Source organism: Chitinophaga sp. NPDC101104 (assembly GCF_050277495.1).
Taxonomy (GTDB): Bacteria; Bacteroidota; Bacteroidia; order Chitinophagales; family Chitinophagaceae; genus Chitinophaga.
Map to the genome: position 1 here is coordinate 122,907 of NZ_JBNNSF010000004.1, position 15,350 is coordinate 138,256.

The window sequence follows — 15,350 nt, forward strand, 5'->3', positions numbered from 1 at the left end:
ATTAAGTATTTCATAGGTATAGGGATAAATAGGACAGACCCTGCTCTTTTGGGCGGGGTTTTTCTTTTCCTGCAAACGAAACATTGTTTTTCTTCCCCAGCCAAGCCTGTACAGGGATTGGGGCTCTCACTCCAAAGGCCGTTTGACAGCCCTCATAATAAGATGCTCGCGTTCAGCGGATACAGATTCCTAACGGTGTTAATAATCCATCCAACAAAATCGATCACAGAAAAAATGCGCAGCGCAAGGATTTAATTTCCAGCTGATTTGCAAAAACTTCCAGCAAGTAAGCCCGAAGGAATTGGCGCTGTCATGTTAATCTTTCAGGCTGATATGACAGCAGCGCAAGTAAATAACGCAGTTGTTAATCGGATTAACTTTTCAACGCAATGCTTCCCCTCCAACAAGTAAGCCCGCAAAGGAATTGGCCCTGTCATGACATCATCCTTCTTCACGCTGATATGGCAGCAACGTAAGTAAATGAAGCTGATGTAAATCGGAGTAAGCAAATCAACCACCCTCCTTTCCTCCAAACCTACAACCTTCCCATCCCCCAACTGTTATTCCTCCAAAACGAAACATATGCGTAACCTCCTCCCAGCCTGCGTCCTGGTTATCCTGGCAGCCGCCTGCAACGCCCCCTCAAACCTCCAGGCCAAAATCGACTCCCTCGAGAATGAACTTCAATCCTACCGCGCAGAAAAAGCCCTGGTCGATCAACACCTCACCCGGTTCGACTCGCTCGACTTCGTCTTCTACAGCAACCAGCAATGGCCCGGTTTCGCCATCAGCCATGCACACGACATCGTGGCGCATTACCCCGACGGCAGTAAAACCACCGGCCTCGCGCCCCAACATATCGACATGCTGAAACCCATGTTCGTGTTCGCGCCCGACACCAAAATCAAACAACATCCCGTCCGCTTCGGCAGCGGCGAATGGACCGCCGTCATCGGTGAAATGGAAGGCACTTTTTCCGCGCCCATGCCCATCGGCAATGGAAAATCCATCCCGCCCACCGGCAAAAAATTCAAATTGTCCATGGCCACGATCGGCAAATGGAAAGACGGGAAAATGACCGAAGAATATCTTTTCTGGGACAACCAGGCCTTCATGCAGCAAATCGGCCTCGGGCAAAAATGACATGGAAGCAAACAACTGTAGACAAATTTCACGGTAGTAGGCAAAATGCTACAGCCGTTCTACAGTGGGCGCTAAAAAAGAAAAAAGCCGCTACAGAAAAGTAACGGCTTTATGCAAATTAAGTTGGAAAAACTTACGGAAGGCGGCCCCCGCTCTTTGTCGTGAGTGGTGTTTGATAAGGAGCCGCATAAATGGCTTTACTAACCGCAAGCCTTCCCGATTTAGGTCAAATCTGATAAGGAAGCTTATGAGGTAACCGGATCGATATCCAGTAACGTGATACAAAGATGCATCGAACTTCGTCAAACGAATTATCGGATCGGGAAAAGAAATGATCGTACCGGGAAAAACGGGTTAACGAAGCAATAACTCACAGGGTTTCAGGCCTGTATGCTTCTTGAAAGCGGTAGAGAAATGTGAAATGCAGGAATATCCCATCATCATGGCCACTTCCGAAACGGACATCCCTTTTTCGTACAGGAGACCGCGGGCCTTTTCCATTCTTTCCTTCTGGAAATAATCGTAGATGGTGGTGCCGTACATGGCTTTGAAGCCTTTTTTGAGGTAACATTCGTTCATCGCCACCTTGCGCGCCAGTTCGCGGATGGTAATGGGGGCATCCAGTTGCTCGAGGAGGATGGTGCGCGCCTTTTCGATCTTGGAGCGGTCTTCCATCTGCGTCAGGAAACGGCAGCCGTAACGCTCTTCCGTATCGTTCTGGATGAACTGGTCGGAACTGAAAAGCAACAGCTCCAGGGATTTGCTTTGAAGGAAGATGTTCTTCAACACCCCTTCATAATTATGGTGCACCATCTGCTCCAGCACGTTTTTCGACTTCGTGCAGGGCTGGATGGTTTTCATGAAAGGCTTGCGCGATTGCAGTTCGAACAGCGTACTGCTCGTATTGCTCTTCTGTAAAGACTGGATGAACCCGGGATGGAAACGCACCGTGATCAGATCGATCGAAGGCAGTTTATCGCTCGCGCAATCCGCCGCTTTATGCCCTTCGGCACAAACCCGGTCGTTACAGTTCGGCCGCTGGCAATACTTATTCCCTGCCACACAGTACCGCAGTTCGATCGCCGCGCTCTTCCCGCGCTTGGCGGGCTGGTACACCACCATCGCCACATCTTCCACAGGAAGCGGACGATCGTATACATACCGTTGCAAGGTGTAATCAAGACAATCAGGAACGGCGACCGATTCGGACACCGCCAGCTCCAGCTGGTCACTCATGGCAGGCTGCGCCATCGCCAATTGTAATATTTCCTGTATTTCTTTCATGTTAAGCCGGACAAAAGTAACGAATGATTGTTATTATCGCATCAGGCTGACAAAGTCCTTACAATCAGAAGACCTTACCGGGGGAATTGGTATAACTTTAGCAACAGTAGATTACGCATGAAAAAATCCTGGAAAATCATTCTATTCGTGGCCGGCGCCCTGGCCGTAGCACTGCTCGCCGGCGGATGGTACCTCGGCACGCATTGGAAGAAACTGCTCGATGCGGAATTGCGGAGATATGTGGCCGAAGGGTCGGACAGCCTCTACACCCTCGCCTATGGCAAGATCTACCTGAATGTGCTCACGGGCAGCGTGGCCATCGACCATGTGGTGCTCCTTCCCGATTCCGCTGTATACGACAGGCTCGTGCATGAACAGCGCGCCCCGGAAGTGCTGTACAATGCCAAACTGGGGCGGGTACAGGTGACGGGACTGAAAATCTGGCGGTATTTCCTGCATAAAGAGGTGGATGCCAGATCGTTCCGGCTCCGCGATCCGGAACTGACCATCGTACACGACATGCGCAGCAACGATACCACGCCGCGGCGGAGCTTTTATGAATCCGTGTCGCGCTCCATCCGGAACTTCCGTATCGGGGAGATCGAATTGGCCAATACCAGCCTGCAATTCACGCAAATCCGGAAAGACAGCAGCCGCAAGATCACGAAACTCGGCAATCTCGACGTGGTATTACGAAATCTCGCCATCGACTCCATCAGTCAAAACGACCTGACGCGGGTGCTGTATGCGCAGGATTTTACCGTGGGGCTCCGGAAATGGGAGTACCGGACGGCCGATAGCCTGTACTGGGTGCGGCTTTCCAATATTTCCTTCAATGCCGTGGCCAAGCAGCTGACCGTGGCCAGTTTCCAGCTGGATCCCCGGTACAGCAAATCCGAGTTCGACAAGCGGATCGGCACGCAAAAGGACCGTTTTCAATTGACTTTCAACAACATAGTAGCAGATGGCGTATTGCTCCGCCACATCCTTCAGCAGGAGGCGGTTATCCGGAAAGCGAGCATCGACGGCGGGGAGCTGCATGTGTACCGTAACCGGGGGCTTCCCATGCCGCCGGGCGATCTGTACGGCAAGTTTCCCAACCAGCTGCTCATGAAGCTGGAGCTGCCGCTGCGGATCGATACGCTCACGGCGCAGGGCGTGCAGGTGAGCTATTCGGAGGTAAACCCGGGCAACGGGCAAACCGGCGTGGTAGAGTTCCACCAGGCGGGGGGCACTTTCCGTAATATCACGAACGTGGATTCCATGGTGCAGAAAAATCCCCACGCCACGGTAGACCTTCATGCCATCCTGATGCGGACAGGCAAGCTGAAAGCGCATTTCGATTTCGCGCTGGGCAGCGATGCAGGCGCATTTGCCGTAAGCGGGAAGCTGAACGATATGGACGGCAGGGAGATGAACGCGGCTACCAGGCCGCTGGGCGAAGTGTCTATCCGGTCCGCAAAGATCCGGGAACTGGAATGGCAGATCCGGGGCAACGAGCGTTCGGCCGCGGGCACGCTCACCCTGCAATACGACGATCTGAAGATCGATTTCCTGAAAGATATCGTGGCGAAAGGGAAAAAACGGAAAAAAGGGCTGGTGAGCCTCATCGCGAACCTGATGGTGATCCAGAACGAAAACCCTTCGCCGGGGCAGCCTTTGCGGACAGCTAAACCCAAATTCACGAGGGACCCGAAGAAGTCGTTCTTCAACCTCGTCTGGAAGACCATTTTCACCGGCATCAAGGAAACGGTACTGACCGATATGGCAGCCGGGCTGTAAGACTGCGGTTTCCACCGACTATCCACACCCCTCAAATTAGCCTTGTTTTTCATGGAAATTAGCCTGATTTTCCGTATTTTTGCTGGATATTCAACGGATTTGTTCAAAAAAGATTTTCAGCTAAAAATATGAGTGAAGAATTAGTGCAAGCACCGCCTGCTACCAGCAATTACGGCGCCGATAATATCCAGGTATTGGAAGGGCTGGAAGCCGTGCGCAAACGCCCCGCCATGTATATTGGCGACATCGGTGTCAAGGGTTTACACCATCTTGTTTATGAGGTGGTAGACAACTCCATCGACGAAGCCCTGGCCGGATATTGCAAGAACATTGAAGTAACCATTTGTGAAGACAATTCCATCCGTGTAAAGGACGACGGCCGTGGCATCCCCACGGGCATGCACCAGAAAGAACAGCGTTCCGCGCTGGAGGTGGTGATGACCGTACTGCACGCCGGTGGTAAATTCGATAAAAATACCTATAAGGTGTCTGGCGGTCTGCACGGCGTGGGCGTGTCCTGCGTGAACGCACTGAGCGATCCCCTGCACGTGACGGTTCACCGCGAAGGCAAGATTTTCGAGCAGGAATACAGGATGGGCATTCCCCAGTTCTCCGTGCGCGAGATCGGCCAGAGCGATATCACCGGTACGATCGTACATTTCAAACCGGACGCCACCATTTTCACCGAAACCGTTTACAACCGCGAAACCCTCGCCGGCCGCCTGCGCGAACTGGCGTTCCTGAACCGCGGCATCCGCATCACCCTCAGCGACGAGCGGGAGAAAGATGACAACGGCAATAATTTCAGCGAAACCTTCTACAGCGAAGGCGGTATCGTCGAATTCGTGGAACTGATCGACAAGAACGGCCGCCGCAACGCGCTGCTGCCCAACCCGATCTATATCGAAACCCACGACGCCAACGCCAATGTGGCGGTGGAAGTGGCGATGCTCTACAACGATTCGTTCAACGAGCATATTTTCTCCTACGTTAATAATATCAATACCATCGAAGGCGGTACCCACGTAGCCGGTTTCCGCAGGGCCATCACCCGCGTGTTCAAGTCGTACGGCGATAAGAACAAGCTGTTCGAGAAATCGAAGGTGGAGGTGACGGGAGACGACTTCCGCGAAGGGCTGTCCTGCATCGTGAGCGTGAAAGTTCCCGAACCGCAGTTCGAGGGCCAGACCAAGACCAAGCTCGGCAACTCCGACGTAATGGGTATCGTGGACTCCGCGGTCGCCAACGTACTGGACGCCTACCTGGAAGAACATCCCAAGGAAGCCAAGCAGATCATCAATAAGGTGGTACTGGCCGCCCAGGCCCGCGAAGCCGCCCGGAAAGCCCGCCAGATGGTACAGCGCAAGAGCGTGATGACCGGAAGCGGCCTCCCCGGCAAACTGGCCGATTGCTCCGACAACGATCCCAATAAATGCGAGCTCTTCCTCGTCGAAGGGGACTCGGCGGGCGGTACGGCCAAACAGGGCCGTAACCGTAACTTCCAGGCCATCCTGCCGCTGCGCGGTAAGATCCTGAACGTGGAAAAAGCCCTCGAGCACAAAATCTACGAGAACGAAGAGATCAAGAATATCTTTACGGCGCTCGGCGTGACCATCGGTACACCCGACGACGATAAAGCCCTCAACCTCAGCAAGCTCCGTTATCACAAGCTGATCATCATGACGGATGCCGATGTGGACGGAAGCCACATTGCCACCCTCATCCTCACCTTCGTATTCCGTTACATGCGCGAAATGGTGGAGCAAGGGTATGTATACCTGGCTCAGCCCCCGCTGTACCTCGTGAAAAAAGGCAAGGAATTCCAGTACGCCTGGAACGAAGAACAGCGCAAGGCGGCCGTTACGCGGCTGGCCGGCGGCGGCAAGGAAGACAGCGTGACCATCCAGCGATATAAAGGTCTGGGTGAGATGAACGCCGAACAGCTGTGGGACACTACGATGGACCCGGACGTTCGTACGCTGAAGCAGGTAACGATCGACAACCTCCCAGAGGCCGACCGCATCTTTACCATGCTGATGGGCGACGAGGTGCCCCCGCGCCGCGAATTCATCGAATCGCACGCCAAATACGCAAAAATCGACGCGTAACCCGCTCGGTAAGAATATCTTGCAAAAAGCGGCCGTTCCTCTCAAAGGGAACGGCCGCTTCGTTTTTCTCCCATTCTTCCCATCAATGCAAATTTTTATTTATAATTAATTTTGATAATGTGTTTTTCCGGTGTATATTGCAGCCGCTAGCATCACCTGTACCAAAGAAACGCATACCTATGAAAATCGCAAGCACGCTGCCGGCCCTTGGCATAGCGGTGGCCCTTTGCCTCACCGCCTGCAAGAAAAAAGATATTTTCGAGGACAACCACAGCCAGGGCACCATGTCGATGAAGCTCGACGGGCAGGTGCTCACCGTTTCCAAACAACTCACCGGCAGCCTGTACGATACGGCCAACGACGTGATGAGCCATCTCATCGTGAGCGGTATGACGGAAGACAACCAGCTCCTGACCGTTAACGTCGCGTTTCCCAACAAACAACTGAAAACCGGGACCTACGAACTGAACACTTTCCGATACAATACCATCGGCTGGATGCAGCGCCTCAGCGACGCCATCGGCTATTCCGCCGTGGACCTGGAGTATGGCGCCAGCGCCACCATCAAGATCGAATCCATCAGCGAAACCAAAGCGAAAGGCACTTTCAGCGGCGTATTGGTCCACGATGTGGACGAAACCAAAAAGAAAGTGGTTTCCGAAGGCAGATTCGAGGTTTCGCTCATCAAATACACGAAGTAATTTTCTGAAAAACCATCGCAGCATACGTGTCCTATTTATCCCAACTTACCTGACTTCGGCAAGAGGCCGTTAGTAGCAAAATAGACTGAAAAGACAGTTAAAAACGACAGTAGAATGTAGACCGCGTCATACGTCATCCGGCGTCAGTGACCACACCATCAAGACATGAAAAGGGCTCCCGGTGACGACCAGGAGCCCTTTTTCTTTTGCGTTGTCTTCGTTTCGCGTTATTATTTGATCCCCCATACGGCACGCACTTCCGCACGGATCTTGATGGTTTTGAAATCGATGTTGGAATCGGGCGCACTGCCGGCAGCATCGTAAGCGGCGGCTTTGCGGACCATCATATTCGCCATTTCAGGACGAACGTCGCTGTACTGATCGGTATTGAACTCCTGGATCTCGATCACACCGGCGAGGTTTTCACCGATAGCGGCCACCAGGTATTCCGCTTTAGCCTTGGCGGCTTTCAGCGCTTCGATCTTCACCTGTTTGCGGTATTCTTCCATTTTGCTGCTGCTGAAAGAAGCTACGTTCGCGCTTTCGATGCCTTCTTCATCCACAGCGGCGAGGATGCCGTTGATTTTGTCGAGGCGGGTCAGTTTCAGGCGATACTGTTTGCGGGCCATGAAATCGGGCGCATCTTTTTTCTTTTTCCACCACTGGTCGTAGTTATATCCGAATACGTTGGCGATGGTGAAATCACCTTTCGCGATACCGGCGGCTTCCACGGCTTTCTGGAGCTTTTGTTCCAGTTCGGTGATAGATACCTTCTGCGTTTTGTTCTTCATGTACTCACGCAAGGTGATGTTGAAATAGATCTCGTCGGGCGTGATCTCGATTTCGGCGCTGCCGTTCACTTCGATCTTTTTTACCGGGGGCTTGTTGTCGGTAGTCTGTGCAAAGGAAGTTGCTGTCATAACAAGGGCCATTAAAAGTACGGTTAATCTTTTCATTGCTTTCAGTTTTAAATTCACCAGCAGGATGCGGGGCATGGATGTGTTTCCATATGCTTGTGCCGGCTTTAACTTTTCTTTAAGTTTTAGTCAGGTAAAATGTTTTTGTGTGCCGGTGTAACGTATAAAACAAAGATATGTTACAAAAGTTCTTAACTCCGTGCGTCGGTCATTTTGCGGAGGAAGTCGTGCAGCTTGGTCATGGAGTCTATCCTGTCTACGATGAGCATGAAATTCTTGCCTACCTGTTTCAGGCGTGCGTTGTTGGTGCGCGTCTGGATGTAATGCAGGATATGCTGGAACGTGGGCGATTCGAAGTAGGGGCTGTCCGGGTTATTGATGAAATAACAGCGGAGGGTTTCTTCCTTGAGGATCATTTTCTCGAAGCCCAGTGCAATGGCCATCCAGCGGCAGCGGATGGTGGTATACAGATCGTGAACGGGTTCCGGTGCGGGCCCGAACCGGTCTTCCAGCCCGGCGGCGAATTCCTGTAGTTTGGACTCCTGCGTGATATTGTCGAGCTCCTGGTAAAGGTTCAGTCTTTCCTGGATGCTTTCGACATACGTGTCGGGGATGAGGATTTCGAGGTCGGTATCGATGGTCGTATCGGAAACGTAGTCTTTCTTTTCTTCCAGCTGGTCTTTGAACAGGTCTTTGAAATCGGTTTGCTTGAGCTCGCGGATGGCTTCGTCGAGGATTTTCTGGTACATATCGAACCCGATCTCCGCGATGAAGCCGCTTTGTTCGCCGCCCAGGAGGTTCCCGGCGCCGCGGATATCGAGGTCGCGCATCGCGATCTGGAAGCCGGAGCCCAGCTCGCTGTGTTGCTCCAGCGTCTGGAGGCGTTTGCGGCTGTCTGCCGGCAACGTGCTCATCGGCGGTGCCATCAGGTAACAGAACGCTTTCTTATTGCTTCTGCCCACACGGCCGCGCAGCTGGTGCAGATCGCTCAGGCCGAAATGATGGGCGTTGTTGATGATAATGGTATTGGCATTGGAAATATCCACCCCGCTTTCCACGATATTGGTACAAACCAGCACGTCGTATTTACGGTCGATGAAATCGAGGATCACTTCTTCCAGCTTATGCCCTTCCATCTGCCCGTGCGCCGTGGCGATGCTCAGGTCCGGGCAAAGCTCCTGGATGAGGCCGGCCATTTCGCGCAGGCCGTTCACCCGGTTGTGGATGAAATACACCTGGCCACCGCGCTCCGTTTCATAATAAATGGCATCGCGGATCTGCTCTTTGTCGAACACGAGCACTTCCGTTTCGATGGACTGGCGGTTGGGCGGCGGGGTATTGATGATGGAAAGGTCGCGCGCGCCCATGAGCGAGAATTGCAACGTTCTCGGTATAGGCGTGGCCGTTAGCGTGAGCGTGTCCACGTTCACTTTCATCGTTTTCAGCTTTTCTTTCGCCGTAACGCCGAATTTCTGTTCTTCGTCCACGATCATGACGCCGAGGTCCTTGAACTTTACTTCCTTGCCGAGCAGCGAATGCGTACCGATGATGATGTCTACCTTTCCTTCTTCCAGTCTTTTCAGCGTTTCCTTCTTCTCTTTGGCGGATTTGAAACGGTTGATGTAATCCACCGTGCAGGGGAAATCCTTCAACCGCTCGGAGAACGTTTTCCAGTGCTGGAACGCGAGGATGGTGGTGGGCACGAGCACGGCGGCCTGTTTACCGTCTACCACGGTTTTGAACGCGGCGCGCACGGCTACTTCTGTTTTGCCGAAGCCCACGTCGCCGCAAACGAGGCGGTCCATCGGCGAGGGGGATTCCATGTCGCGCTTCACGTCGGCCGTGGCTTTGGACTGGTCTGGCGTGTCTTCGTAAATGAACGAGGCTTCCAGTTCGGTTTGCAGATAGGTATCCGGCGTATGCTGGAACCCTTGCTGCGCTTTGCGGGCGGCGTAGAGCTTGATGAGGTCTTTGGCGATGTCCTTTACTTCGGTTTTCGCTTTTTCCTTCAGTTTCTCCCACGCGTCGCTGCCGAGTTTATTGACTTTGGGCGTAACGCCTTCCTTCCCGGTGTATTTGCTGATCTTGTGCAGTGAGTTGATGTTCACATACAGCAGATCGTTGTTTTTGTAGATGATGCGGATCGCTTCCTGCATCTTCCCGCCCACTTCGATTTTCTGCAGGCCGGAATACACGCCCACGCCGTGATCGATGTGGGTCACGAAATCGCCGGACTGCAGTTCCTGTAAAGTTTTCAGCGTGATGGCCTTGTTTTTATTATAGGCCTGCTTCACTTTGTATTTATGGAAGCGCTGGAAGATCTGGTGATCGGTATAGCAAGCGATTTTCAGTCCGGGGTCCACGAACCCTGCGCTGATGGGCACCGGGATGGGATAGAAAAGAAAATCGGCTTTGAGGTCTTCGAAAATGCTGCGGAGCCTTTCGAGCTGCCGCGGGTTTTCCGCGAAGATGAACAGCGCGGTTTTGGCGGCGTTCTGGGCGGAAAGGTCTTTGATGAGGAGATCGAACTGGCGGTTGAAAACGGGCTGTTCCATCGTCCTGAACGCGATTTCCTGCACGCCGGCCGGTACCTTTTCGAAATTGAAGTGCGCCCCGAACACTACGCAATGGCGTTGCAGCAGACCATTCATGAGCACCTCCGCCTTCGAAAAATCCGCTTCATACAGCTGAATGGCTTCGTCGTCGGTCACGTCTGTTGCGCGGCCGGACTGCAGCCAGTCGTCGAGCCGCTGTTCCATCTGGTTCAGTACGCCCTGTACGTAAGCGGGATCTTTGATCCAGACGGTGGTGTTTTCCGGGAGGAATTCCGTGAGCGACATTTTCTGGTGCGTGGTGGCCCGTGTGTCCATATTGGCGATGAGGGTCACCTGCATGAGCTTGCGCTCGGAAAGCTGGGATTCGGGGTCGAACAGGCGGATGGAGTCTACCTCGTCTCCGAAGAGCTCCATGCGGTAGGGCTTGTCGTTCCCGAAGGAATATATGTCCAGGATACCGCCGCGAACGGCATATTGCCCGGGCTCGTAAACGAAATCGGTGCTTTCGAAGCCCCATTCCACGAGTTTGGCGAGGAGCTCGTCTACCTTGAGGTTTTCGCCGACTTTGACAGACACCATGTTGGTGTTGTACGACGTGTTGCCGGCTACCTTTTCGAAGATGGCTTCGGGGTAGGTGACGAGCACTTTCTTGTGGGGCTGGGGCCCGGTGAGCTTCATGAGGGCTTCGGTGCGCAGCATGCTGTGGCTGCTGTTGAAGTCGGAGAAGACGCCGGTTTTCTTGAACGAATCGGGGAAGTAGAAGATATCCAGCGCCTGGGAAAGATGTTCCAGGTCGTTATGGAAATAGGCGGCTTCTTCCTTGTCGTTCAGGATGATGAGGTGATTGGCGTCGGAGCTGTTGCGGTGGGCCGTTGCCACGAAGGCGGCGGCGCTGCCGGTGAGGCCCGTGAGGTGAAAATAGCGGGGCGCGGGCATGAGGGTCCCGTCCGCCAGTGATTTCAGGCGGGGATCGCGCTCAAATAATTGTAATACTCCCTGCAAATTCATGAAGGATGCAAAGATAAGGCATTTTCAAGTTTTCCGCTTCCCTTGGGTCAGGGATATGGCCGGGGCCGCGGAGCGAACATTCCCGCATTCCCCCGTAAACCGGAAAAAAAGCGTAATTTATGTGAAATGGCTTTACTCATCTTGCAAAAAACCTTCATACATGCTCGAACAATGGTATACCGGCGTGGTAACGAAGATTGTGAACGAGACGTATAACACGCGTAGATATTGGATCCACATCCCCGAAAAGGAAGCATTCCACTTTAAGGCCGGGCAGTTCGTGACGCTGGATTTGCCCATCCACGAAAAGAAAAACAAGCGCTGGCGGAGTTATTCCATCGCCTCCCACCCCAACGGTTCCGCTGAAATAGAACTGGTCATCGTGTTACTGGAAGGCGGCGCCGGCACCACTTACATTTTCAATGAGATCAGGGAAGGCAGCGAGCTGACGCTCCGCGGGCCGCTGGGCAATTTCGTGCTGCCCGAAACGCTCGACCGCGACATTTTCCTCATTTGTACAGGAACCGGCATTGCGCCGTTCCGGTCGATGGCGAAATTCCTTCACAAGAACGGCATCGCGCATCCGGATATCCATCTTATTTACGGATCGCGGTTCGAGAAGGATATTTTGTACAAAGACGAGATGCGCGCCCTGGCCGCAGAAATGCCCGGTTTCCACTACCACCCTACCCTTTCGCGGGAAGACAATCCGGAATGGACGGGCCACCGCGGCTATGTGCACCAGGTGTACGAGGAGCTGCTGGCCGACCGCCGACCGGCGCATTTCTTCCTTTGCGGATGGAAAGCGATGATCGACGAGGCGCGGCAGCGGATCCAGGCCATGGGGTACGACCGGCACGATATCCACCTGGAACTGTACGGTTGATTTTACCGGGATTCGGATTATTTTTGTACCAGTTAGTTTTTATCGCGAGCGGGTTGATTATCGCAAGACGGTTTGAATTTTCGCTACACCAACATCCGTTTATCGCAAGACGGTTTCCATATCGCAGGGAACGGTTGATTTATCGCATAAAAAAAGGCGCCTCCGGTCGGAGGCGCCTCGTTATTTTCGGACGGATCTTTTAATCCATCATCGCTTTCATGACCATTTCTTTCACTGCGGTGAGCGGGATGCGTTCCTGCTCCATGGAGTCGCGGTGACGGATGGTTACCGTTCCGTCTTCGAGCGTCTGGTGATCTACGGTCACGCAGAACGGCGTACCGATCGCGTCCTGGCGGCGGTAGCGCTTACCGATGGAGTCTTTCTCTTCGTAGTAGCAGTAGAAATTCTTTTTGCAATCTGCGATCAGGCTCTTCGCGATTTCAGGCAGACCATCTTTTTTGGTCAGCGGGAACACGGCCAGTTTGATGGGCGCCAGTTTCGCGGGGAACTTCAGTACCACGCGGGTATCCGGTTTTTCAGGAGTACCCACTTCCTGCTCTTCGTATGCTTCGGACAGCACCATGAAGCAGCAGCGGTCCAGACCGATCGAAGTTTCGATCACGTACGGAACGTAGTTCTGGTTGATCTCCGGATCGAAGTACTGGAGCTTCTTGCCGGAGAATTTCTGGTGTTGCGACAGGTCGAAATCGGTACGGCTGTGAATGCCTTCCACTTCTTTGAAACCGATCGGGAAATTATACTCGATGTCCACCGCAGCGTCTGCATAGTGGGCCAGTTTGGCGTGGTCGTGGAACTGGAGGTTTTCGGGTTTCAGGCCCAGGCTCTTGTGCCATTTCAACCGCTCTTCTTTCCAGTATGCGTACCATTCCTGCTGGGTGCCAGGGCGGATGAAGAACTGCATCTCCATCTGCTCGAACTCGCGCATGCGGAACACGAACTGGCGGGCCACGATCTCGTTACGGAAAGCCTTACCCACCTGCGCGATACCGAACGGGATTTTCATCCGGCCCGTTTTCTGCACGTTCAGGAAGTTCACGAAAATACCCTGCGCCGTTTCCGGGCGGAGATACACTTTATTATCGTCTTCGTTGTCGGACGCAACAGCGCCGAACTCGGTGGAGAACATGAGGTTGAACTGGCGAACGTCTGTCCAGTTAACGGTCCCGCTCACGGAGCATTTGATCTTGTTATCCTCGATCAGCTTTTTCAGGCCGGCGAAATCGTCTTTGGAAATGAGGCCCTCCATTTCGGCGATCAGGGCTTTGCCCGCATCCGCGTCCAGCGTTTCGGCGAACCCTTCGATCAGGTGGTCTACCCGGTAGCGCTTCTTGCTGTCTTTATTATCGATCATCGGGTCGGAGAAGTTATCTACGTGCCCGGAAGCTTTCCAAACTGTGGGGTGCATGAAGATTGCCGCGTCGATGCCCACGATGTTTTCATGCATCTGGGTCATGGAACGCCACCAATAGTCGCGCACGTTTTTCTTGAGCTCCGCGCCGTACTGACCGTAGTCGTACACCGCGCTCAGGCCGTCGTAAATTTCGCTCGACGGGAAAATGAAACCGTATTCTTTACAGTGCGAAATGATCGCCTGGAACTTGTTCTGATCTGTTGCCATAGTCGCGCAAAGATAAAATCCAATTTTGAAACAACGTATTATATTAATTCACTATTCGTTAGCCTTTCAGCTTTTCATTGTCTTGATGCCGGGTGGCGTCTCGCGTGGTTTTCTTTTCGAAATTCTGTTCCAGCGCGGCGGTGAGGTCTACACCGGTCTGGTTGGCCAGACACATCACCACCCACAACACATCCGCCAGCTCGTCTGCCAGGTTTTTATCGCGGTCGGAGGGCTTGAACGATTGGTCGCCGTACTGGCGGCTGATGATCCGGGCCACTTCGCCGACCTCTTCGGTGAGGATGGCCATGTTGGTGAGTTCGGAAAAGTAGCGGACGCCGGTGGTGTTGATCCATTGGTCTACGCGCTGCTGGGCTTCCTGGATGGTCATTTATTCTCGGTTTTTAGTGTCGATGATGATGGTGACGGGCCCGTCGTTCACCAGGGAAACCTGCATATCGGCCCCGAAGCTGCCGGTGCCGATGGGTTTTCCGAGGTCGGCTTCCATGCGGGCGATCATGCTTTCGTAGAGCGGGATGGCAGTGTCTGGCTTGCTGGCTTTGAGGTAGCTGGGCCGGTTGCCTTTTTTGGTGGATGCGTGGAGGGTGAATTGGGAAACGAGGAGGACGTCGCCCCCGGTTTCGAGGGCACTGCGGTTCATGACGCCGTTTTCGTCGTTAAAAACGCGGAGGTTGACGATTTTGGCGCTCAGCCACGCAATATCTTCCGGCCCGTCGGCGTCTTCTATACCCAGCAGCACGAGGAGTCCTCCGCCGATGGCGGATTTCACTTCGCCGCCGATGGAAACGTCCGCCCGGGACACCCTTTGGATCACAGCTCTCATAAAATATTCTTCGAAGCGTTTACATTTGCGTTAAAGATAAGGAATGTGTTATGCTTGACGTGACTCCGGAGATAAAATTCAAAACGGCCCGCAGCGGCGGCAAGGGCGGCCAGAACGTAAACAAGGTGGAAACGATGGTGGAAGGGTACTTCGACATCGCCGGATCCGCTTTGCTTTCAGAAGAGCAGAAAGCCCTCCTGCTGCAAAACCTCGGCGGCAAACTGAACGCCGACGGCCTGCTGCAGGTAAAATCGCAGACCGAGCGCTCGCAGCTGGGCAACAAAGGGGAAGTGGTCCGCAAAATGAACGCCCTGCTGGAAAAAGGGCTCTTTGTCCCGAAAGCCCGCAAAAAAGTGAAGCCGACGAAAGCCATGAAGGAAAAACGCCTCCAGTTCAAGAAACGGCTCAGCGAAAAAAAACAGAACCGCCGCCCGGGAACGGGGCGCGACTATTAATACGATTCTTATTTTTGGATTAAAACCGACG

General features: G+C 53.4%; 11 protein-coding genes and 1 pseudogene. 6 read left to right on the plus strand and 6 right to left on the minus strand.

Annotated elements, in window-relative coordinates; genetic code table 11:
- Positions 1–582: 582 nt before the first annotated feature.
- Positions 583–1,143: an ester cyclase gene (locus ACQKLP_RS24285; RefSeq protein WP_427325663.1), complete on the plus strand. Its 561-nt coding sequence runs from the start codon at positions 583–585 to the stop codon at positions 1,141–1,143.
- 354 nt (positions 1,144–1,497) lie between these two features.
- Here ACQKLP_RS24285 and ACQKLP_RS24290 read toward each other — a convergent pair whose 3' ends face one another.
- A complete protein-coding gene (locus ACQKLP_RS24290) occupies positions 1,498–2,427 on the minus strand; it encodes a helix-turn-helix domain-containing protein (RefSeq protein WP_427325664.1) in 930 nt (309 codons plus the stop codon).
- Between the two features lie 117 nt (positions 2,428–2,544).
- Between ACQKLP_RS24290 and ACQKLP_RS24295 the strand changes: the two genes are divergently transcribed.
- The 3 genes from ACQKLP_RS24295 to ACQKLP_RS24305 all read left to right on the plus strand — a co-directional run bounded on the left by ACQKLP_RS24295 (position 2,545) and on the right by ACQKLP_RS24305 (position 7,018).
- Complete coding sequence (locus ACQKLP_RS24295; protein WP_427325666.1) at positions 2,545–4,209, plus strand: hypothetical protein; 1,665 nt, start codon at positions 2,545–2,547, stop codon at positions 4,207–4,209.
- A 128-nt stretch (positions 4,210–4,337) separates the two neighbouring features.
- Complete coding sequence (gene gyrB, locus ACQKLP_RS24300; protein WP_427325667.1) at positions 4,338–6,317, plus strand: DNA topoisomerase (ATP-hydrolyzing) subunit B; 1,980 nt, start codon at positions 4,338–4,340, stop codon at positions 6,315–6,317.
- A gap of 179 nt (positions 6,318–6,496) precedes the next feature.
- On the plus strand, positions 6,497–7,018 hold the full coding sequence (locus ACQKLP_RS24305; protein ID WP_427325668.1) for a hypothetical protein: 522 nt from the start codon (positions 6,497–6,499) through the stop codon (positions 7,016–7,018).
- 230 nt (positions 7,019–7,248) lie between these two features.
- Here ACQKLP_RS24305 and ACQKLP_RS24310 read toward each other — a convergent pair whose 3' ends face one another.
- The gene (locus ACQKLP_RS24310; RefSeq protein WP_427325669.1) at positions 7,249–7,938 is read right to left on the minus strand and encodes an SIMPL domain-containing protein; all 690 of its coding nucleotides are present in this window, start codon (positions 7,936–7,938) and stop codon (positions 7,249–7,251) included.
- A 188-nt stretch (positions 7,939–8,126) separates the two neighbouring features.
- Entirely contained in the window at positions 8,127–11,498 is a 3,372-nt protein-coding gene (mfd, locus tag ACQKLP_RS24315) for a transcription-repair coupling factor (RefSeq protein WP_427325671.1), read from the minus strand.
- Positions 11,499–11,658: 160 nt separating this feature from the next.
- Between mfd and ACQKLP_RS24320 the strand changes: the two genes are divergently transcribed.
- Positions 11,659–12,384, plus strand: coding sequence for a ferredoxin--NADP reductase (locus ACQKLP_RS24320; RefSeq protein ID WP_427325672.1), 726 nt, complete (start codon positions 11,659–11,661; stop codon positions 12,382–12,384).
- Positions 12,385–12,583: 199 nt separating this feature from the next.
- Here ACQKLP_RS24320 and ACQKLP_RS24325 read toward each other — a convergent pair whose 3' ends face one another.
- Genes ACQKLP_RS24325 through dtd form a run of 3 tightly spaced genes read right to left on the minus strand, consistent with a single transcriptional unit; the run spans position 12,584 to position 14,864 of the window.
- On the minus strand, positions 12,584–14,023 hold the full coding sequence (locus ACQKLP_RS24325) for a glycine--tRNA ligase (protein ID WP_427325673.1): 1,440 nt from the start codon (positions 14,021–14,023) through the stop codon (positions 12,584–12,586).
- A 58-nt stretch (positions 14,024–14,081) separates the two neighbouring features.
- Positions 14,082–14,411, minus strand: coding sequence for a nucleotide pyrophosphohydrolase (locus ACQKLP_RS24330; protein WP_427325674.1), 330 nt, complete (start codon positions 14,409–14,411; stop codon positions 14,082–14,084).
- Positions 14,412–14,864 (minus strand): D-aminoacyl-tRNA deacylase, encoded by a 453-nt coding sequence (gene dtd, locus ACQKLP_RS24335; RefSeq protein WP_427325675.1) that lies wholly within the window; start codon positions 14,862–14,864, stop codon positions 14,412–14,414.
- A 56-nt stretch (positions 14,865–14,920) separates the two neighbouring features.
- Here dtd and arfB point away from each other — a divergent pair.
- Positions 14,921–15,319: pseudogene (arfB, locus tag ACQKLP_RS24340) on the plus strand (alternative ribosome rescue aminoacyl-tRNA hydrolase ArfB); the annotation flags it as partial.
- Positions 15,320–15,350: the final 31 nt, after the last annotated feature.